The sequence below is a fragment of the Lysinibacillus sp. DFXJR4 genome, from assembly GCF_057196045.1.
Genome location: NZ_JBXUNW010000013.1, coordinates 1 through 20,186, shown reverse-complemented (window position 1 = coordinate 20,186; position 20,186 = coordinate 1). Strand labels below are relative to the sequence as shown.

The following is a 20,186-nucleotide window of genomic DNA, read 5'->3' as shown; positions in this document are numbered from 1 at the left end:
ACTTGTGAAAAATACTGAAATCGTCGTGCAAGGCGCACGAGCACATAATTTAAAAAATATTAATGTCACAATTCCACGAGATCAATTAGTTGTATTAACAGGTTTATCAGGCTCAGGGAAATCATCATTAGCATTTGATACGATTTATGCTGAAGGGCAACGTCGTTATGTAGAGTCACTTTCTGCCTATGCCCGTCAATTTCTTGGTCAAATGGACAAACCTGATGTTGATGCGATAGAGGGATTATCTCCTGCTATTTCAATTGATCAAAAAACAACGAGCCGTAACCCCCGTTCAACAGTTGGAACGGTAACCGAAATTTATGATTATTTGCGTTTACTTTATGCTCGTATTGGCAAGCCGATTTGTCCAAATCATGGCATTGAAATTACTTCCCAAACGATTGAGCAAATGGTCGATCGCTTAATAACGTATCCAGAACGAACAAAGATGCAGCTTCTTGCGCCAATGGTATCTGGACGTAAAGGGACGCATGTAAAGCTATTGGAAGATTTAAAAAAGCAAGGCTTTGTTCGTGTCCGTATTGATGGCGAACTACGGGATTTAGATGATGCCATCGAACTTGATAAAAACAAGAAGCACTCTATTGAAGTCGTAGTTGATCGTGTTGTGATGAAGGAAGGTATTGCTGCACGTCTTAGTGATTCCTTAGAAACAGCGTTACGTTTAGCTGATGGACGGGTTCTTGTGGATGTTATGGAGCATGAGGAGCTATTATTTAGTGAGCATCATGCCTGCCCATTATGTGGATTTTCTATTGGGGAGCTAGAGCCACGCATGTTTTCATTTAATAGTCCTTTTGGTGCCTGTCCAAGCTGTGATGGGCTAGGTTCAACACAAGAGGTCGATTTAGATTTAGTAGTACCAGATTGGGGTCGTACATTATTAGAACATGCTATTGCACCATGGGAACCTACAAGCTCACAGTATTATCCGCAACTGCTAAAGGCAGTATGTGATCACTATGATATTCCGATGGATGTCCCTGTAAAGGATATTCCAAAAGAAAAAATGGATAAAATTTTATATGGTTCTGGTAAAGATAAGATTCATTTTCATTATGAGAATGAGTTTGGTAATGTCCGAGATCAAATGATTGAATTCGAGGGCGTTGTACGGAATGTTGAACGCCGTTTTAAGGAGACAACCTCTGATTATGTCCGTGAGCAAATGGAGAAATATATGGCTCAGCAGGCTTGTCCTTCTTGTAAAGGCTATCGCTTAAAGCCAGAAACATTAGCTGTGAAAATTGCGGATCAGCATATTGGAGAAGTGACACAGTATTCCATTCAGGAGGCAGATACATTTTTCAAAGAGCTGGATTTATCAGAAAAGGATATGAAAATTGCTCGCCTTGTTTTACGTGAAATTGAAGAACGTCTCGGCTTCCTTGTAAACGTAGGGTTAGATTATTTAACATTAAGTCGAGCAGCAGGAACACTTTCAGGAGGAGAAGCGCAACGCATTCGTCTTGCAACACAAATCGGCTCTCGTTTAACAGGCGTACTCTATATTTTAGATGAACCGTCCATCGGCTTGCATCAAAGAGATAATGATCGTCTTATCAGTACATTACAAAATATGCGTGATATTGGTAATACACTGATAGTTGTTGAGCATGATGAAGACACAATGCTAGCAGCGGATTATCTTATTGATGTTGGACCTGGTGCGGGAGTTCATGGAGGTCAAATTGTGGCAGCAGGTACGCCACAGGAGGTCATGGATAATGAGAAATCTTTGACTGGGCAATACTTAAGCGGTAAAAAGTTCATTCCATTACCAATTGAGCGACGTAAGCCAAATGGTCGTAAACTATCCATTAAAGGTGCCAAGGAAAATAATCTACGCAATGTAAAAGTTGATGTACCTCTTGGCCTGTTCGTATCAGTGACAGGGGTTTCTGGCTCTGGGAAATCAACGCTGATAAACGAAATTTTATATAAATCATTGGCCCAAAAGCTAAATCGATCAAAGGTTAAGCCAGGTGAGCATAAAGAAGTGACAGGGATGGAGGAGCTTGAAAAGGTTATTGATATTGACCAATCTCCAATTGGTCGTACACCTCGTTCCAACCCTGCTACTTATACAGGTGTCTTTGATGATATTCGTGATGTTTTTGCTACAACCAATGAGGCAAAGGTACGTGGCTATAAAAAAGGGCGTTTTAGCTTTAATGTTAAAGGTGGCCGCTGTGAGGCATGTCGTGGTGACGGAATTATAAAAATAGAAATGCATTTCCTGCCAGATGTTTACGTACCTTGTGAAGTCTGTCATGGTAAACGTTACAATCGTGAAACATTAGAAGTGAAGTATAAAGATAAGAGCATTGCAGATATTTTAGATATGACGATTGAAAATGCAGTGGTGTTCTTTGAAAATATTCCAAAAATCCAACGTAAGCTACAAACGATTGTCGATGTTGGATTAGGTTATATGAAATTAGGACAGCCTGCTACAACCCTATCTGGTGGTGAGGCACAGCGTGTGAAATTAGCCTCTGAATTACATCGACGTTCTACAGGGAAATCATTCTACATTTTAGATGAACCCACAACAGGCTTACATGCAGATGATATTGCACGATTGCTTGTTGTTTTGCAGCGCCTAGTAGAAAATGGTGACTCGGTATTAGTGATCGAACATAATTTAGATGTAATTAAAACAGCTGATTACATTATCGATTTAGGGCCAGAGGGTGGTGACAAGGGTGGCACAATTGTGGCAACAGGAACACCAGAAGAGGTCGCAGAGGTAAGCGGGTCTTATACTGGCAAATACTTAAAACCAATATTAGAGCGCGATCGTATGCGTATGGAAGCTGCTTTAGCAAAGGCTTCCCAATAAAGTAAAATACAAAAATCGTAACGTTCCTTTCTAAGTGATTGTTGCGATTTTTTTTACAAAGGATGCTCCAAAAAGTTCTTAGAAGCTTTAGCCCCAATTTTTTCATTTCTATGGTGAAACTTTTCACAAAATGAATCGTATAAATAATATAACGAACTGAGGGAGGCTATTTTATTTATGCAAAATGAACGTCAACGAATTTTAGAACTTGTGGAAAAAGGAACAATTTCAGCGCAAGAGGCGATTACATTATTAGAAGCATTGGAGCAACCTAGCAAGTCTACTCAAAATGTTATGAATGATGTGTCAAAAGAGGGGCAGCAATCCTCAACAGAAAAAGAGACACTCTTCAATGAACAAACTAAAGAACAGCAAAAAAAAGATACTGATTTTATGAAACATTTCCAGGATGAGATGCAGGATTTCCGTAAAGATTTAACACAGATTGGCTCAATCTTTATGGATATGATGAATACAGCCGTGAAAAAAGTAAAGGAATTTGATGTATCTTCTCCGTTTGGTGATAAAGTAGAATTTACCCATACGGAAGAAGTGACAGCTGAACATGTGGACAGTGTAATTGTTGAATTACCGAATGGCAATTTTTCTTTAGAATCTACTGAAGGTGATAGCTTCCAAGTCATTTGTAAGGTGAAGGCACCACTTATTAATGATAGTGAAGAAGAAACACGTAACCATTTCCTAGAACAATTTGTAGTAAAAGAAGATGAAGGTTCTTTAAGAATTTTAAGTCAATTAAAGCTTGTTCAAGTAAATGTTAAAGTTCTTGTACCGAAGGAGCAGTTGGAAAAATTATCAGTCCGTTTAATGAACGGTAGTGTATCTTTACAAGATATAGGCTTCGACCATTTAAAAGTGAAAACATTGAATGGTGCTATCAAGGGCTCTAAGTTTAATTTTGAAAAAGCTAAAGTAGACTCTTCAAATGGATCGATTGAATTGACGAATGTTCGTGGTAAAGATTTAGAGGCTGAAACATTAAACGGTCGTGTCTATTTAGATGGGGCATTGGATGAAATAGAAGCAAAATCGGTTAATGGACATGTCGTTGTGACAACTTGCTCTACAAACTCATCAAAAATTAAAGCACAAACAGTTGCTGGTGCAGTTGAATTGTATGTACCACGTACCATTTCATTAAGCGGAAAAATTGTCACTAATTTTGGAAAAGTAGATGTAGGTATTCAAGATGCATCAAAGATTGAATCACAAGATCAATTCTTATCCAAAGTTGTACGTTTTGATAAAGAAGTAGAAAATGCGAATCGTCTGTTTATTGAAGGCGAATCAAAAACAGGTGCAGTTTTAGTTCGCTATACAACAACTGACGAGCAGCATATTTAAGCTTAAAAAGCATTCAAGCTATGCACAAACATAGTCTTGAATGCTTTTTTTGTCTCATTTTCTGGTAATCAAAGTCGATTTTCTGTTTTCTTTGATGTCGAGTTTTATAATAATTATGGGATGACAATGGTAATGAAAGAACGAAATAGTAGGAACTGGCACGGAATGAAATGAAACTGTAATAAAAAAACAGAAATAGAGTGCTATAATAGTAAGAGAATACTTCTTACATAGGTAAGAGATTTAGGTGGTTTAAATATGATAGAAATGAAGAATGTGACAAAGAAATACCCAAATGGCGTTGTTGCGACAAATGGGATTTCCGTTAACATAAAGCAAGGAGAATTTGTGTATGTTGTTGGCCCAAGTGGTGCGGGTAAATCAACATTTATTAAATTAATGTATCGTGAAGAAAAAGCAACTTCAGGTGAAATCACGGTGAATGGGATAGATTTAGCAAATTTGAAAAATAAGAAGGTACCCTTTTTACGTCGACAGCTTGGTGTAGTTTTCCAGGACTTCAAGCTTTTACCTCGATTAAATGTCTATGAGAACGTTGCGTTTGCTTTAGAGGTAATTGAAGAGGAGCCAGTGGAAATTCGACGTCGAGTGATGGAAGTGTTAGAGCTTGTCGGGCTAAAACATAAGGCGAGAATGTTTCCAAATGAACTATCAGGGGGCGAGCAGCAACGTGTTTCGATTGCACGTTCAATCGTCAATGTTCCAAAGGTTGTGATTGCCGATGAGCCAACTGGGAATCTTGACCCTGAAACATCATGGGAGATTATGAATTTATTTGAGGAAATTAATGCACGTGGCACAACGATTGTAATGGCAACCCATAACCGTGAAATCGTGAATACGATTCGACGTCGTGTGATAGCGATTGAGGGCGGCATGATTGTCCGTGACGAGCACGGAGGTGAATACGGCTATGAAATTTAATACGGTGAAACGTCACTTCCGAGAAAGTTTCAAATCCCTTGGCCGTAATAGCTGGATGACCATTGCCTCAGTAAGTGCCGTAACAGTTACATTAATTTTAGTAGGCGTTTTTGCGCTTATTATGATGAATTTAAATAAGGTTGCTTCTGATTTAGAGAATGATGTTGAAATTAAAGTATTGATTGATGAAACAGCAGATGAGGCTTCAGAAAAAGCGCTAATTGAAAAAATTAAAAAATTGCCGGATATTGCCGAAATGACCTATTCCACGAAGGAAGAAGAGCTAACCAAATTAGTAAAGGATTTTGGGGACGATTTTAAACTATTTGAACAAAGTAATCCATTACGAAATGTTATTTACGTAAAAGCTTCAAATCCTCAGCAAACAGCTACTGTTGCAAAGAAAATTGATAAATTTGAGTATACATATGATGTTATGTATGGAGAGGGTAAGGTAGAAAAGCTTTTCAACTTCTTAAATATTAGCCGTAATGTTGGTATAGTGTTGATTTTAGGATTATTATTTACAGCTATTTTCTTAATTTCAAATACGATTCGTATTACGATTATAGCCCGTCGAGATGAAATAGAAATTATGAAGCTTGTTGGAGCAACGAATTCATTTGTTCGTATCCCATTTTTATTGGAAGGAATGTGGCTCGGGGTATTAGGCTCTATTATTCCGATTGCGGTTGTCGCAACCCTTTATCACAATGTATATAAAATTATAGCGCCTCGATTAAAAGGCGAGCTAGTGCAAGTACTTGATTTTTCACCTCTTGTGTACCAAGTAAGCGGTCTACTACTACTAATTGGTGTACTAATCGGTATTTGGGGAAGTTTCATGTCAGTGCGTAAGTTTTTAAAAATTTAGCTAGAGGATTGACAGCACTAACAACATCAATCTACATTACAAAAAAATAGTCGAAGGGGAGTTCAGTCGGTGAAAAGTAAGGCGAAAAACTCAATGAAAACACTTGCAGTAGTATCTGCACTATTTCTTTTTATCCAAACTCCATCAGCGTATGCAACTAGTTTATCGGATTTAAAAGATGAAAAAAAACAAGTGGAAACAAAGAAAAATCAATTAAATTCATCCATTAAAAATAAAACAAATGCAATCACTGCAAATGAAGACAAGCAACAAAAGCTGTTAGATCAAATTCAAACGTTGAACGCTGAAATCGACAAAACCAATAGTAATATCAAAAATGTACTTGCAGAAGTGCGCTCTACTAATGAAGAAATAAAAGCATTAGAGGATTCAATAGCAGAGCTTCTACGTAAAATTGAAGAGCGGGATTTATTGTTGCAGGATCGTGCTCGTGCAATCCAAGCGGGCGGCTCTGTTAGCTATTTAGACGTATTATTAGGATCTAATAGCTTCGTAGATTTTATCGATCGATTCTCTGCTGTGAATGCTTTATTAGATGCGGATCGTCAAATTATCCGTGATCAAAAAGAGGACAAGCAAACTTTGGAGGAACAAAAGAAGGCTTTAGAAAATAAACGTCAAAAGCTTGAAGAAAAACAAGCTGAACTTGAACGTTTAAAGGCATCCTTAGATGGACAGAAAGCAGAGAAAAATAAATTAGTAGATCAATTAGAAAAAGAGCAGGAAAAGCTCAAATCTGAAAAAGTATTACTAGAAAAAGAATATTCCGAAGCCCTTGAAATTAGTGAGGAATTACAACAAAAAATTATTGATGAACAAAATCGATTAGCGGAAATTGCTCGTCAGCAGGAAGCAAAACGCAAGGCAGCAGCTGCTGCAGCAGCAAATGCAGGCAATCATGGGAGTGGTGGTTCATCAACTGTCAATGCACCACAATCAGATGGTACATGGATTACACCTACAAATGGTCGTTTAACCTCACCGTATGGCTGGCGTAATATTGGCGCGGGTCCAGAATTCCACTATGGTGTGGATCTTGCCAATAAGACAGGAACACCCATATGGGCAGCAGCTGATGGTGTTGTATCCTACGCGGCACCACTTAGCACATATGGCAATGTAGTCATTATTACACACTCTATCGATGGCCAAATCTATACGACAGTATATGCACACTTAAATTCCTTCAATGTAAGTGTAGGTGCAGAGGTCTCTCAAGGTCAGCAAATTGCAACAATGGGTAGTACTGGTCGCGTAACAGGACCACATTTACACTTTGAGGTGCATATTGGCGCTTGGCGTGGACAAGCAGTTGGTAGTGTCAATCCGTTGAAGTATATTCCGCTGTAAAATAGTGAAGCTATACATTAGCATAGTCTAATGTATGGCTTTTTTGATGTTTAAACAAAGTAGATGAACTGCTTGTATTATACAAATCAATTCTTTAATGTTACAATTTATAATACCTATAAGGGTATATAGAAATGATGAAGTATACATTTTTAAATTACTTTCTGAAGAATTTCTTAAAACAGTGTGAAATGGCGTTTCACACAAAGAATATATGCTATGCTGAAAATATCTTTTTGTGGAGGATTTTGGGTGATTAATACGGAATGGTACTCTATTCGGACATTAACATTGCCGGCAACTGCTGTTGCTCTTCTAATGGCATTTGTCATTGTATGGCTAGTTTTACGAATGCAATTCCCTAAAAAATGGTCTGGGGTATATGCCGATGCCATTTTGACCTTTATACTTGTTTGGAAATTTAGTGTCATTGTAACTGATGCTAAAACTATTATGGCTCAACCTTTTGCATTGCTTTATTTCAATGGTGGTACAGTAGGTGTCTTATTAGCTGCTATAGCAGTATCACTGCAGCTTCTTTGGAAGAAACAAAAATTACAGTTTGATGTAATAGGAGCAAGTGCCTACAGCTGGGCAATTATTTTAACTCAATCGATTTATCAATGGCTAGTTGTAATACTGAATGATAATCCGACTAATAGTGAAATTATAACTTTAGCTGTACTAAGTGTACTAACAATCCTCATATTATGGAAAGTATCTGCTCTCAATTATGCATTATTTATCTATACAAGTGGATTAATTATTGTAGCTAACTTTCAGCCGCTTGGGTTATGGCAACCAGCTGTAGGGATCAGCGTTATATTACTTATAATGGGTTTACGGTTGCAGCTTTTTGTAAAAAAATTTGAAACGAAAGACGGCTGTTAAAAGAGCAAAAATCATTGGAGGGAAATAATGAAGAAGAAAAATATAGGGCTACTAGTTGTCATATTGTTAGTAGTTGCGATGGTTGGTACATATGTTAGACAGCAAATTGATAAGGAGCGAGAAATTGAAACAGCTTCACTAGGAAAGGAGATGGAGGAGCGGACTATTGGCTTGAAAAATGGAGACACACCACCAGACTTTACACTTACCAGCCTAGATGGAGAAAAGGTAACATTGAGTAGTCTTCGTGGAAAAAAGGTTGTTTTAAATTTTTGGGCGACTTGGTGTCCGCCATGTAAAGCAGAAATGCCGCATATGCAAAGTTATTACGAACAATATGCCAAAGACGATAATGTAGAAATTGTAGCTGTCAATTTAACCTCGGGTGAACGAGATCTGACGGCAGATGGTAAAATTGATACAGTAATGACCTTTAGAGATAGCTTCGAATTAACCTTTCCTATTGTTCTCGACCCGGAGAATTCAGTTGGTTCTGAGTACAAAATATTGACAATACCTACAACATACTTTATTGATTCTAATGGCTATATTCAACGAGCTATAAGAGGCCCGATGGATGCTGATATGTTAAAAACTTATGCGGATGCGTTAGACTAAACACACGAATAAATCTGCTCGTTTCTATTTAGAGGCGTAGCAGTTTTTTTTGATTCAGCAGAACTTTAGTGAGCGAAAGGGCAGCGACAACATCAAATGTTTTTAGGTACAGAAAACTGCCATCTACGTAAAGTCCACAGTAAATATTATAGGTTTTGCAGAGGAGATTCAAAAACTATTAGCCTAGGGCGTAATTGATGAAAACTATTGAATTAGACGCATCTGGCATTTAATAAATTATTTTGAAGCGCAATCTTGTATGTTTGAAAAAAAAAAGTCATACAGTAAAAGAGACGGAGGAGGGAAGAGTTGCGCAAAATAATGGCTGGTGTCGGAGTACTAGCTAGTAGCTTATTGCTAGGTAGTGGAATTTATTTTGACTGGTTTAATTTAGGTGGGGGGAATAAAAAGGAGCCAGTCGTCACAGAGGTTGAATCAATCAATGAAGCTATGAACTTGATTGAGGAGAAATCTGTATATAATACGAAAAAGGAATCATTGGTGGAGGGGGCACTGCGAGGTATGGCAGATGCGATTAAGGACCCTTATAGTACCTACTATTCAAAGGAGGAGGCAGAGCAGCATCGACAAATGTTAGCTGAAGAAAGAGTGGGCATTGGTATTGAGCTAGCTGAAAATAACGGCAAATTTATTGTTGTATCTCCTGTTCGTTCATCCCCAGCGGAGAAGGCAGGCATGCGCTCTCTCGACGAAATTGTACAAGTAGATGGAGTTCGAGTAGATGGGAAAAAGATGAGTGAGTTAATGCAATTAATTCAAGGGAAAAAGGGCACGAAAGTTACCATTGTCGTTTATCGTCCCAGTGAGGATAAGCATATAAAAATGACAATGGAGCGAGCTGCAATATCGAATAAAACGGTATCAAGTGAAGTAATCAAGGTAGAAAATACGTCAATCGGCTATGTGGAAATCTCTATCTTCGGTGAAAAAACGGCAAATGAATGGGTCACTGAAACGAGTAAATTACTAAGAAAAGATATTGAGGGGCTTGTTATTGATGTACGAGATAATCCAGGAGGGTATTTACATAGCGTCGCAGCGCTACTGAGCACGGTATTAGAAAATGGCAAAGTATTTGCGTATATGCAAAATGCTGAAGGTGCTATGGAACCATTAAAAACAGAAGCAAAAAGCTTTGACGAGAAATATTTACAAGCGATGTATAAAATTCCGATTGTAATTTTACAAAATGAAGGCAGTGCATCGGCTAGCGAGGTACTTGGTGGTGCCTTAAAAGGATGGGGGCGTGCATCCATCGTTGGTGTTAAGAGCTTCGGTAAAGGAACTGTACAGGAATCTTGGGCTTTATCAAATGGTGGAGAACTAAAACTATCCACAAATAAATGGCTGACACCTAAACGTGAATGGATTCATGGGCAAGGAATAGAAGCAAATTTAGTGATTGAACAAAACGAATTATTCGCCTTCCAAATGCATCCATTGTCAGGCAAGTTTAAAGTCGGGGATATGAGTGAGGAAATCTCATATACACAGAATGCTTTAAAAAAGCTAGGTTATAAAATTGATCGCCTAGATGGTTATCTGGATGAAAAGACAGAGGAAGCAGTTATGCAGTACCGAGATGAGAAAAAATTAAAGCAGGCAGAAGATAATATTTATCTAGATTCAACATTCTTTAATAGCTTAAATGATACTTTAAAGCAGTATAAAATGGATCGCCAAAATGATTTACAGTTCCAAATGGCGACAAGCTTTTTATTGCACAATATAGAACAGTAGATAATAGAAATTTGATTTGTAAAAAAGACATCCGCTGAATATCATTATGTAATGACAATATCTTTAGTTTGTACTACGCAAGTGAGTAGTCGTTTGATACAATAAATTCATAGTATTAAAGACAGAAATGGCGGGTGTTCGTATGGTTAGTGATATTTTAATTGAAGTTGTAACAGCGATTGGCCGCTTTTTACTCAATCCATTACTTTATATTGCAATTATTTTTGCAATTTTTTTAGGGTATCGTCGCGTAAAGCAGGAACGTAAATTTTTTAATAGACGCATTGTTTGGGGATGGACAGAATTAGTTGGGCAATGGAAGCATGGTTGGCTTTACGCCCTTATTATTTCACTATTAAGTGTTGGTGCCGGTTTAACAGTACCTAAAGCTTTTTTATTATGGCTGATAGCTATTTCGATTTTGGCACTAATCCTATTTTTTATAAACGCACTTTCTCCTATTTATACGATGGGACTTGCTGCTTTCGCCATATGGGGAATGTTTCATTACCATTGGACTTTTTCATGGTGGAAAATATCAGTGGAAGGTGTAAATTTATTAGAAGGTTCTATCGTAACTATTACCATTTTAACAGGCCTATGTGTGATTGCTGAGGGTATATTAATTCGTCGAACAGCCATTAAGGTAACAACGCCTTGTGTGGAAAAAACGAAGCGTGGGATGCAGGCTATTGTATATCGTTCAAGAAATGTTTGGATATTACCAATTTTCTTTGTAATGCCTGGAGAAGTTATTCCATCAGCATTACCCTATTGGCCACAATTCACATTAGGTGATAATCAATTTGCACTTGTCCTATTTCCGATAGTCATAGGATTTTCAAAGCTTGCGAGAAAAGAGTTACCGGCCTTGAAGTTGCCTAAAATAGGGAGATCAGTGCTTATACTAGGACAGCTTATCGTAATCGGTGGGTTAGCAGCATACTTGGAGCCATTTATCGGTTTTATAACCTTAGCAGTAGGTATAGTAATCCGTGTCATTATTTCCATCTATTATGCAATGCAAGATAAAACTGATATTTATGCAGTTTCACAAAGTACAAAAGGGGCCATTATCGCAGCAGTATTACCAGATTCGCCTGCTGAAAAAATGGGTCTACTTGTAGGAGAGTGTATTCGTAAAGTAAATGGACGCCCTATTTTTACTGAAGCTGAATTATATGAAGCTTTACAATTAAACGCAGCACATTGTCGTCTAGAGGTTTTAGATCGTAATAATGAAATACGCCTAACACAGCATGTAATCTATAGCAATGATCATTACCGAATCGGATTATTGCTAGCTGAGCAGAGGGATATCTAATGGATGTTTTCGGGAAAATGGTGTTAGCATTATTTGTACCTGCATTACTAGTATTATTGTTTACTAGGATTACGTTTAATCGTTATGTTGCTTTGATTCTAGCGATTGCCCTTATTGCGGCATCTGTCTATGCAGGGTATACTTCTCCACCTATTATCTTTGTGATTGATGCATTTTCGTTAACTGTAGGTTTTTGGTTAGCCAGTAAAATGAAGCATAAAAAAGATTTCAATCCTTAGTCCAATAAAGGTCAGTCCAAAGTGATATACCGCTTCGGACTGACCTTTTTACATGAAATATCGTACGGCTGCCATAATAATGACGCCTGCTACAACAGTAATAGATAAGCTTTTTGTAAGAAGTGCAATGATTAAAGTTGGGACAAATGTAAGAAATACTGGCCAATTCAATGTAACAACTTTCCCACTGTCAGTATCCAATAAGTTTTCAATAACAAGAGCACTCAAAATACAAACAGGAATAAAGCTTAGCCATTTTAGGACAATTTCTGGAAGTTTAACATTGCGAACAAAAATAAAAGGAATAACACGTGGTAACCAAGTTACTAGTGCACAGCCAATGATTAGCCATACCATATAAGCAGTTGTTGTCATTTATCTGTCACCACCCCAATTGTCGCTACAATAACTGTTGCAAGAAGAACAGCTACGTGTGAAGGTACAAGATAAGATAGACCGTACATGATAACAATCATATAGCCAATTAGCATAAGGTAATGCATAATTTTATTTTTCCCAACACTGCTAAGCTGAAGGACAAGCAATGCAACAAACATCGCTATTAAGGCAAAATCTAAACCCCATTTCTCTGGATTTGCCACCCATTGGCCTAAAAATGCGCCAGCAACACAGGAGAGAATCCAGAACAAATAGGCGGTGACATTTAACCCATCCATCCATTTTCCATACAATTTGCCTGTCTGCATTTGCTTTGTTACGGCTACACCAAAAGTTTCATCTGTTAGCAATGTACCAAATCCAACATTTCTGAGCATGGAATAGCGTGTAAAATGTGGAGCTATTGTTAAACTCATTAATAAATGGCGTAAATTTACGACAAAAATGGTTACAATGATAGCAGAAGCAGGGCTATTTGTTAAAAGGAGTGCGCAAAAGATGAATTGGGCCGACCCTGCATAAATCAATATAGTTAAAAGTGCAATTTCGAGTACTGATAAGCCAGATGCGGAACCTACAACACCGAAAGCAAGTCCTATACTAATATAACCGAGTAATGTCGGGATACAATCTTTTATGCCTTGTATAAAGCTGTCATTTGGTGAGTGAGTTGCTTCATTTCGAAGCTCTGTTGTACTTGTCATAAATAGGTCATCCCTTCTGAAAAATTTCCATGTATACTAATGATGGAATAGTTTGATAGTTCTTGATGTTTATTAAAGTATACATATGTCTGATAAAATAAACAATAGAAAATGGTGAATACTAGTGGAACAAATGAGCCGAAATTTAGCATTTCAATTAAAGAAGATTCGACAACAGCGTCATTTAAGCTTAGACGATGTTTCCAAAGCTACAGGTGTAAGTAAGGCACAACTTGCACAGATTGAAAAGGGAGAAGCCAATCCAACTGTATCAACCATTTGGAAAATTGCTGCGGGGATGCGCATTTCCTTTTCCTCTTTATTACAGCCACCAACAGCTCATTTCATGAAATATAGCAGTGATGATGCACCGCATGTAGATGAAGATGAGGGACGCTATCGGGTTTATTCGATTATTCCTTATAATCCGGAGCGTGGCTGGGAGTTTTACAAGATCGAAATGGAGCCAGGTGCATTAAGTAGGAGTGAAGCACATACAGAAGGGGTAGAAGAAACTGTAATTGTTATACAAGGACAAGCTATTATTTCTGCTGGCGATATGCATGAATTAATTAAGGAAGGGGATACATTGGTATTCTCAGGTCATCAGCCCCATGAATATAAAAATACTTCAGAAACGTTAACGATTTTACATTTAATTTTGCAGTATAAATAGAGGTGTCGATTTTGAATGAATGGTTTACTGTAGAAAATATTGAACATGTAGCAGCACAGTATCGGACGCTGGGCCCAGTCATTGGATTGCTATTACCTTTTATAGAAGCATTCTTACCGTTTTTACCTTTAGTTGTCTTCGTTGTGGCCAATGCTAGCGCGTTTGGTTTATGGTTTGGTTTCTTATTATCGTGGTTAGGCTCTGTAGCTGGGTCATATGCTGTATTTTTACTTGTACGACATTTTGGCAAGCACCCGAAGCTACAATTTGTAACAGGGAGTAGTAAGGTCAAGAAGCTAATTAAATGGGTTGATATGAATGGAATTAGCCCACTGTTTGTGTTACTTTGTTTTCCTTTTACACCGTCTGTAATTGTCAACATAGTAGCTGGACTCTCCCATATTCATAAAAAATATTATTTAGTGGTGCTATTGGCAGGTAAGTTCGTTATGATCTTAGGAATGAGCGTGCTTGGTTATGATTTAAAATCGTTACTAACAAGCCCTGTAAGACTAATTATTGCAGCAATTGCCATTGTCTTACTTTGGTGGATCGGCAAGCTTATAGAGAAGCGATTAAATGCACGTGTGGAGAGAGATCTAAAGCAGGTGCGAAAAATGACGAAACATCATTAAGTAAGGAAGTTGAATATACACATCTAACCCCTTGTATCATGTAAAATGAGAGAAGGGGTTTTTATCTTATTCCTAGGAAAGGCAGCTAGTGTTCAGAGAAAAAGTGCTCCGATTCTAGTGGGGGGCGCTCGGGTTGAAGTGGAAAGTGCTCCGTTTCAAGTGGGAAGTGCTCGGGTCGTGTAGGAAAGTGCTCCGCTCCTAGTGAAAAAGGCTCAGGTTGAAGAGGAAAGTGCTCCGCTCCAAGTTGGAAGCGCTCGGGTTGAAGAGAAAATTGCTCCGCTCCAAGTTGGAATCGCTCGGGTTGAAGTGAAAGCTGCTCCGCCCCAATTGGAAACAGCTCGGGTTGTGTAGAAAAGTGCTCCGATCCCAGTGAAAAAGGCTCAGGATGAAGAGGAAACTGCTCCGCTCTAAGTAAGAAGTGCTCAGGTTGAAGAGAAAACCGCTCTGCTCCCAGTGAAAAGCGCTCGGGTTAAAGAGGAAAGTGCTCCGCTTCAAGTGGGAATCGCTCGGGTTGAAGAGAAAACCGCTCTGCTCCCAGTGGGAATCGCTCGGGTTGAAGAGAAAATCGCTCCGCTTCAAGTTGGAAGCGCTCAGGTAGAATAGAAAAGTGACTAGGTTTAATTGACATAAAACATTCAAAATACAGGTTTATCAATAAATAGATATAGGAGGGGAACCTTATATGACATTGCGCATTGTTTCAGGGCGATCAGGAACTGGTAAATCAACATTTATTCATCAAGAGATTGTTGAGCAATTAAAATCAGAGCCATTGGGGCATCCGATTTTTGTGATTGTTCCTGACCAAATGTCTTATTCGACGGAGTATGAGCTAACGAATAAGTATGGCTTACAGGGGTTAATCCGTGCACAGGTCATGACATTTAAACGATTAGCATGGCTTGTATTACAGGAAACTGGCGGTATTGCACGAAAAGAAGTTAATGGATATGGCTATCGAATGCTTATTCGTAAACTGTTAGAGGAACAAAAAGATGAGTTTTCATTATTTCGTCAAGCTGCTGGAAAAAGAGGTTTTACAGAGGAAATAGAGACATTATTACGTGAGTTTAGTCGTTATAGTGTCAATAGCTCGGTGCTAGCAGAAGTAACTGCATCCTTAAAAGCCGTGGATGCTCCGCATACATTACAAGCTAAAACTAATGACTTACAGGTAGTTTTACAAGCTTTAGAGGATCGGCTTGGTACGACTTATGTCGATAGTGAGGGCTATTATCCAATCTTAACCGAGCATTTGAAAGATTCTGAGACGATGAAGCAAGCTACTATTTATATAGATGGATTTACAGCTTTTACTGTGCGAGAGTTGGAGCTAGTCAAGGAGCTATTAAAGGTGACGAAACAAGTTACAGTTGTTCTGCCCTTTGATCATATTGATGAAGCTTATGATGAGCAGTCTTTATTTCATGAAGCTGCATTAACCAATAAACGATTACACGATATTGCAAATGAAGAGGGTATTGAAGTTGATGCACCATTACATTTTTACTATACGTATCGTTTTCAATCTAAAGATTTACAGCATGTCGAAGAAGAATTTTCGAAATTGGTACCCCAATCAATAGAAACTTCTGGTGATGTTAAGGTGCTTGAAGCATCCAATCGACGTGCTGAGATACATGCCATTGCCCGGGAAATAACAAAGCTGACAAAGGAGGATGGCTATCGTTATCAAGATATTGTGCTTCTTTATAGACAAGCAGAAGTTTATGATCCACTTATTTCTACAATTTTTCAGCAATATGAAATTCCTACTTTTACAAATTCTAAAAAAACCATGCTTCATCATCCATTAATAGAGCTTAGTCGTTCTGTTTTGGAAGTGGTTACTTCTAATTGGAAGTACGAACCGATTTTCCGTAGTGTCAAAACGGATTTATTTTTCCCATTACACGCTGAGCTAAATGTTTGGCGTGAGCGTGCAGATCGTTTAGAGAATTATTGCTTAGCACAGGGTATTTATGGTGAGCGGTGGTTTGAGGAATCTCGATGGTTTTTCAAAAAATATCGTGGTCTTGAATTCCATTCTAAGGTACAAACAGATGAGGAACGTGCTATGCAGGCGGAAATAGAGGCTATTCGAGATGAAATTCGACAACCACTAAAATTGTTACAAGACAGGCTAGAAGTAGCGACAACAGGTAGAGATGTAGCGACTGCATTATTTCAAATAATTGAGGATTTAAAGGTCTATGATAAGCTGCAGACTTTGAAAGATCGTGAACTGGATCGAGGTGATGCCTTAGCAGCTAGCGAACATGACCAAGCATGGAAAGAATGGATCGCTGTGCTTGATCAATTTGTGTATATGTTTGGGGAACAACAAATGACTGTCGAGGAAGCAGCAAAAATTCTAGATGAGGGCTTTGATACATTAGAATTTTCTCGCATTCCACCTACCTTAGATGAAGTAATGGTAGCGACGGTTGATTTAGCTCGTTTATCAAATATCAAAGTTGCTTTCGTTTTAGGCATCAATGATGGAATCTACCCAACACGTATGGAGTATGAGGGATTATTATCAGATGTTGAACGTGAATGGTTTAACCAAATTGGGTATGAGCTTGCACCGACATCTAAAAATCGTTTACTCCAAGAAAATTTCTTAGTATATCGAGCTTTAACGACACCTTCTGATAAATTGTTCTTGTCCTATCCTACAGCGGATGAAGAAGGGAAGGCGTTATTATCTTCACTTTATATAAAAAAAATAATCGGCAATGGAAATACACCAGGTCTTTTAAGTGGGGTAGCTGTTGAGCGGGTTGTTATGGATCCAATTGAATTACTAGAAGATAATCCACTACCATATTTACGTCATCCACGCACAGCTTTAGCCCATCTTATGATGCAACTACGACAAGCTGAGCATAGCCGTGAGCTTGCGCCAGAATGGCTGGCATTAGAAAAATTTTATGAGCAGGATCCATATTGGGCACTGATTTTTGAACGGGTTCTCCAACCTATTACGCATAAAAATGAAGCACAACCACTTGAAACATATATTACACAGGAGTTATACGGTCAAAAACTAACATCCAGTGTTTCTCGAATTGAAAAATATTTCAGATGTCCATTTTCGCATTTTACAACCTATGGGCTTCGGTTAGAGGAACGTGCAGAATATAGATTAGAAACCTTTGCAATGGGTGATTTATTCCATGAAGCACTGAAATGGATTACAGAAGAGACACATCGACAACAGCTGTCGTGGGTACGTTTAACGAAACAGCAAATTAAACAATTGGCACGCCAAGCAGTGGAGCAAATTGTGCCAGTCTTTTCTCATCAAATCCTACTATCCAGTGCGCGTTATCGTTATATTCAACGTAAGCTTATCCGTATTGTTGAACGAACAATGACGGCATTGACACAGCATGCAAATGTTTCCCACTTTAAGCCAATTGCTATTGAGGCATCATTTGGACCAGGTCAACATGAACAGCTTCCTCCTCTTGAAATCGATTTAGCTGGTGGGAAGAAAATGTTTATGCGTGGCCGTATTGATCGAGTGGATAGCGCGTCTATCGATGATCGCTCATATTTACGCATCGTCGATTATAAATCTTCAGCTCGTGATTTAGATTTAAATGAAGTTTACTATGGACTATCTTTACAGGTCCTTACTTATTTAGATGTAGCGATGGAAAACAGCTCTTATTGGCTACCAGGCGAAACAGAGCCAGCAGGGGTACTGTATGTACATGTTCATAACCCAATGTTAAAGCTTGACAAGGATTTAAGTGATAGTGAAATAGAAGAGGATCGTTTAAAGCAATATAAAATGAAGGGACTGCTATCAGAGAATGCAGAGGCCATTTTATCAATGGACGAGCAGTTGGAAGAATTGAGTGGGCATTCGAAAATCATTCCTGTATATATGAAAAAAGATGGAACACCATCCGAATCTCAGTCACGGATAGTTCCTGTTAACGATATGAAAAATTTGCAGCATTTTGTGCGTCGAAAGCATCAAGAGGCTGGCAATGGTATTCTATCTGGAGATACTTCTATCAGTCCGTATAAATTAAAATCAAAAACAGCCTGTGATTATTGTCAGTTTTCTGCTGTTTGTCAATTTGATCCTTCTGATGGCAAGCAAAGCTATCGACAATTAATGCAAGCGAAGCCAAATGAAATTGTTGAAAAAATACGAAAGGAGATGAAGTAACTTGGTACAAGCAATACCTGAAAAACCAATGAATGTTACATGGACTGATGACCAATGGAAGGCTATCTATGCAAGTGGACAGGATACACTTGTGTCTGCAGCGGCAGGTTCTGGGAAAACAGCTGTACTGATTAATCGTATGATTGAAAAGGTCATTGCAATAGAGAATCCGATTAACGTAGATGAGCTGTTAGTTGTGACCTTTACCAATGCCTCTGCAGCAGAGATGCGTCATCGAATGGCTGAGGCGCTTGAAAAGGCAATTGCAGAAAACCCTACTTCCAATCATTTAAGACGCCAGCTTAGTCTAGTTAATAAAGCACAAATTTCAACATTACATTCGTTCTGCCTAGCCATTGTAAAACAGTATGCCTATTTATTAGACATTGATCCAGGCTTTCGTATTGCAAATGAGGCAGAGGTTGCCTTGTTGAGAGATGATATTTTAGCAGATGTACTTGAAGCCGCATATGATTCTGAGGATGAGGAGCAAGTTCAAGCAATCTTTCGTTTAGTCGATAGTTTTACATCGGATCGTGATGATCAAGCTATTGAAACGTTAATTAGCAAGCTCTATGATACATCTTGCGTTCATGCAGTACCGAAAAAATGGTTGAACAGTCTTCCTAAAACATATGAGTTAGCGGAGGATGTGACGATTGATGATTTAGAGTTGTCGAAATATGTGAAATTAACCGTAAAGCATAGTCTTGAAGAAGCATTTGTATTAATTTCTGAAATGCGAGTAATAACGTTACAGCCAACAGGACCAGCACCCTATGCTGAAACGGCAGAAATTGATTTTGCAATGATTCAGGAAGGCATTCGTATTAGCCAAAAGGGGACATGGCAGGAGCTCTTTGATTACTTTGCCACTGTCAAATGGTCAACGTTAAAGCGAGTGTCAAAGGATGCTTTAGTGGATGGGGAATTACAGGAGCTTGCAAAGAAAAAGAGAGAGGCTGCTAAAAAAATTGTTAACAAAATAAAAGAAACCTATTTTGTTAGAACGCCTGCTCGCCTGCTAGAGGAAATTCGTTTAATGGCCCCAACGATTGGCACATTAGTGGGACTGACAAATGTGTTTAGTGAACAGTTTCGTCTAGCAAAATTAGAACGGGGAATTATTGATTTCTCAGATTTAGAGCATTTTGCCCTCCAAATTTTATCAGAGGAAGTAAATGGAGATATACAGCCATCACCTGTTGCTATGGATTTAAAAAAGCGCTTTAAAGAAGTACTTGTGGATGAGTATCAAGATAGTGCGACACGTTGCTAATTGAAAAGATTAGCCACTAGCATATTTGCTAGGAGAACTAAGAA

18 protein-coding genes and 1 pseudogene are annotated in these 20,186 nt (G+C 38.4%); 17 read left to right on the top strand and 2 right to left on the bottom strand.

Going from position 1 to position 20,186, the window contains the following annotated elements; all coding sequences use genetic code 11:
* Positions 1 to 4: 4 nt before the first annotated feature.
* The 10 genes from uvrA (at position 5) to AC2CGN_RS19375 (ending at position 12,257) form a co-directional block, all read left to right on the top strand.
* On the top strand, positions 5 to 2,869 hold the full coding sequence (gene uvrA / locus AC2CGN_RS19420) for an excinuclease ABC subunit UvrA (protein WP_429980396.1): 2,865 nt from the start codon (positions 5 to 7) through the stop codon (positions 2,867 to 2,869).
* A gap of 177 nt (positions 2,870 to 3,046) precedes the next feature.
* Positions 3,047 to 4,234, top strand: coding sequence for a DUF4097 family beta strand repeat-containing protein (locus AC2CGN_RS19415; RefSeq protein WP_484515682.1), 1,188 nt, complete (start codon positions 3,047 to 3,049; stop codon positions 4,232 to 4,234).
* A 258-nt stretch (positions 4,235 to 4,492) separates the two neighbouring features.
* Positions 4,493 to 5,179, top strand: a complete 687-nt coding sequence (gene ftsE / locus AC2CGN_RS19410) for a cell division ATP-binding protein FtsE (RefSeq protein WP_054770143.1) — start codon at positions 4,493 to 4,495, stop codon at positions 5,177 to 5,179.
* A complete protein-coding gene (gene ftsX / locus AC2CGN_RS19405) occupies positions 5,169 to 6,053 on the top strand; it encodes a permease-like cell division protein FtsX (protein ID WP_369594638.1) in 885 nt (294 codons plus the stop codon). The genes ftsE and ftsX overlap by 11 nt, the downstream gene beginning before the upstream one ends.
* A gap of 69 nt (positions 6,054 to 6,122) precedes the next feature.
* The gene (locus AC2CGN_RS19400; RefSeq protein WP_484515679.1) at positions 6,123 to 7,424 is read left to right on the top strand and encodes a murein hydrolase activator EnvC family protein; all 1,302 of its coding nucleotides are present in this window, start codon (positions 6,123 to 6,125) and stop codon (positions 7,422 to 7,424) included.
* 252 nt (positions 7,425 to 7,676) lie between these two features.
* Positions 7,677 to 8,315 carry a hypothetical protein gene (locus tag AC2CGN_RS19395; RefSeq protein WP_484515677.1) on the top strand — a complete coding sequence of 213 codons (639 nt, stop codon included), beginning with the start codon at positions 7,677 to 7,679 and terminating at the stop codon, positions 8,313 to 8,315.
* Positions 8,316 to 8,342: 27 nt separating this feature from the next.
* Complete coding sequence (locus AC2CGN_RS19390) at positions 8,343 to 8,933, top strand: redoxin domain-containing protein (RefSeq protein ID WP_484515675.1); 591 nt, start codon at positions 8,343 to 8,345, stop codon at positions 8,931 to 8,933.
* 309 nt (positions 8,934 to 9,242) lie between these two features.
* The gene (locus tag AC2CGN_RS19385) at positions 9,243 to 10,694 is read left to right on the top strand and encodes a S41 family peptidase (RefSeq protein ID WP_484515673.1); all 1,452 of its coding nucleotides are present in this window, start codon (positions 9,243 to 9,245) and stop codon (positions 10,692 to 10,694) included.
* A 127-nt stretch (positions 10,695 to 10,821) separates the two neighbouring features.
* Positions 10,822 to 12,018: a PDZ domain-containing protein gene (locus AC2CGN_RS19380; RefSeq protein WP_484515671.1), complete on the top strand. Its 1,197-nt coding sequence runs from the start codon at positions 10,822 to 10,824 to the stop codon at positions 12,016 to 12,018.
* Entirely contained in the window at positions 12,018 to 12,257 is a 240-nt protein-coding gene (locus AC2CGN_RS19375; RefSeq protein WP_054770141.1) for a DUF2198 family protein, read from the top strand. The genes AC2CGN_RS19380 and AC2CGN_RS19375 overlap by 1 nt, the downstream gene beginning before the upstream one ends.
* Before the next feature lie 48 nt (positions 12,258 to 12,305).
* Here AC2CGN_RS19375 and AC2CGN_RS19370 read toward each other — a convergent pair whose 3' ends face one another.
* Both AC2CGN_RS19370 and AC2CGN_RS19365 read right to left on the bottom strand, forming a co-directional pair.
* On the bottom strand, positions 12,306 to 12,632 hold the full coding sequence (locus AC2CGN_RS19370) for an AzlD domain-containing protein (RefSeq protein WP_283870862.1): 327 nt from the start codon (positions 12,630 to 12,632) through the stop codon (positions 12,306 to 12,308).
* The gene (locus AC2CGN_RS19365; RefSeq protein WP_484515668.1) at positions 12,629 to 13,360 is read right to left on the bottom strand and encodes an AzlC family ABC transporter permease; all 732 of its coding nucleotides are present in this window, start codon (positions 13,358 to 13,360) and stop codon (positions 12,629 to 12,631) included. The genes AC2CGN_RS19370 and AC2CGN_RS19365 overlap by 4 nt, the downstream gene beginning before the upstream one ends.
* Positions 13,361 to 13,484: 124 nt before the next feature.
* Here AC2CGN_RS19365 and AC2CGN_RS19360 point away from each other — a divergent pair, with 124 nt between their 5' ends.
* The 7 genes and pseudogenes from AC2CGN_RS19360 to AC2CGN_RS19330 form a co-directional block, all read left to right on the top strand.
* The gene (locus AC2CGN_RS19360; RefSeq protein ID WP_313372988.1) at positions 13,485 to 14,036 is read left to right on the top strand and encodes a helix-turn-helix domain-containing protein; all 552 of its coding nucleotides are present in this window, start codon (positions 13,485 to 13,487) and stop codon (positions 14,034 to 14,036) included.
* 11 nt (positions 14,037 to 14,047) lie between these two features.
* Entirely contained in the window at positions 14,048 to 14,671 is a 624-nt protein-coding gene (locus AC2CGN_RS19355) for a TVP38/TMEM64 family protein (RefSeq protein ID WP_286925737.1), read from the top strand.
* Between the two features lie 45 nt (positions 14,672 to 14,716).
* Positions 14,717 to 14,854, top strand: coding sequence for a hypothetical protein (locus AC2CGN_RS19350; protein WP_484515665.1), 138 nt, complete (start codon positions 14,717 to 14,719; stop codon positions 14,852 to 14,854).
* An 18-nt stretch (positions 14,855 to 14,872) separates the two neighbouring features.
* Complete coding sequence (locus AC2CGN_RS19345) at positions 14,873 to 15,022, top strand: hypothetical protein (RefSeq protein ID WP_484515663.1); 150 nt, start codon at positions 14,873 to 14,875, stop codon at positions 15,020 to 15,022.
* Between the two features lie 102 nt (positions 15,023 to 15,124).
* Positions 15,125 to 15,274 carry a hypothetical protein gene (locus AC2CGN_RS19340; protein WP_484515661.1) on the top strand — a complete coding sequence of 50 codons (150 nt, stop codon included), beginning with the start codon at positions 15,125 to 15,127 and terminating at the stop codon, positions 15,272 to 15,274.
* Between the two features lie 79 nt (positions 15,275 to 15,353).
* A complete protein-coding gene (gene addB / locus AC2CGN_RS19335) occupies positions 15,354 to 18,863 on the top strand; it encodes a helicase-exonuclease AddAB subunit AddB (protein ID WP_484515659.1) in 3,510 nt (1,169 codons plus the stop codon).
* A gap of 1 nt (position 18,864) precedes the next feature.
* Positions 18,865 to 20,127: pseudogene (locus tag AC2CGN_RS19330) on the top strand (UvrD-helicase domain-containing protein); the annotation flags it as partial.
* Between the last annotated feature and the right edge of the window lie 59 nt (positions 20,128 to 20,186).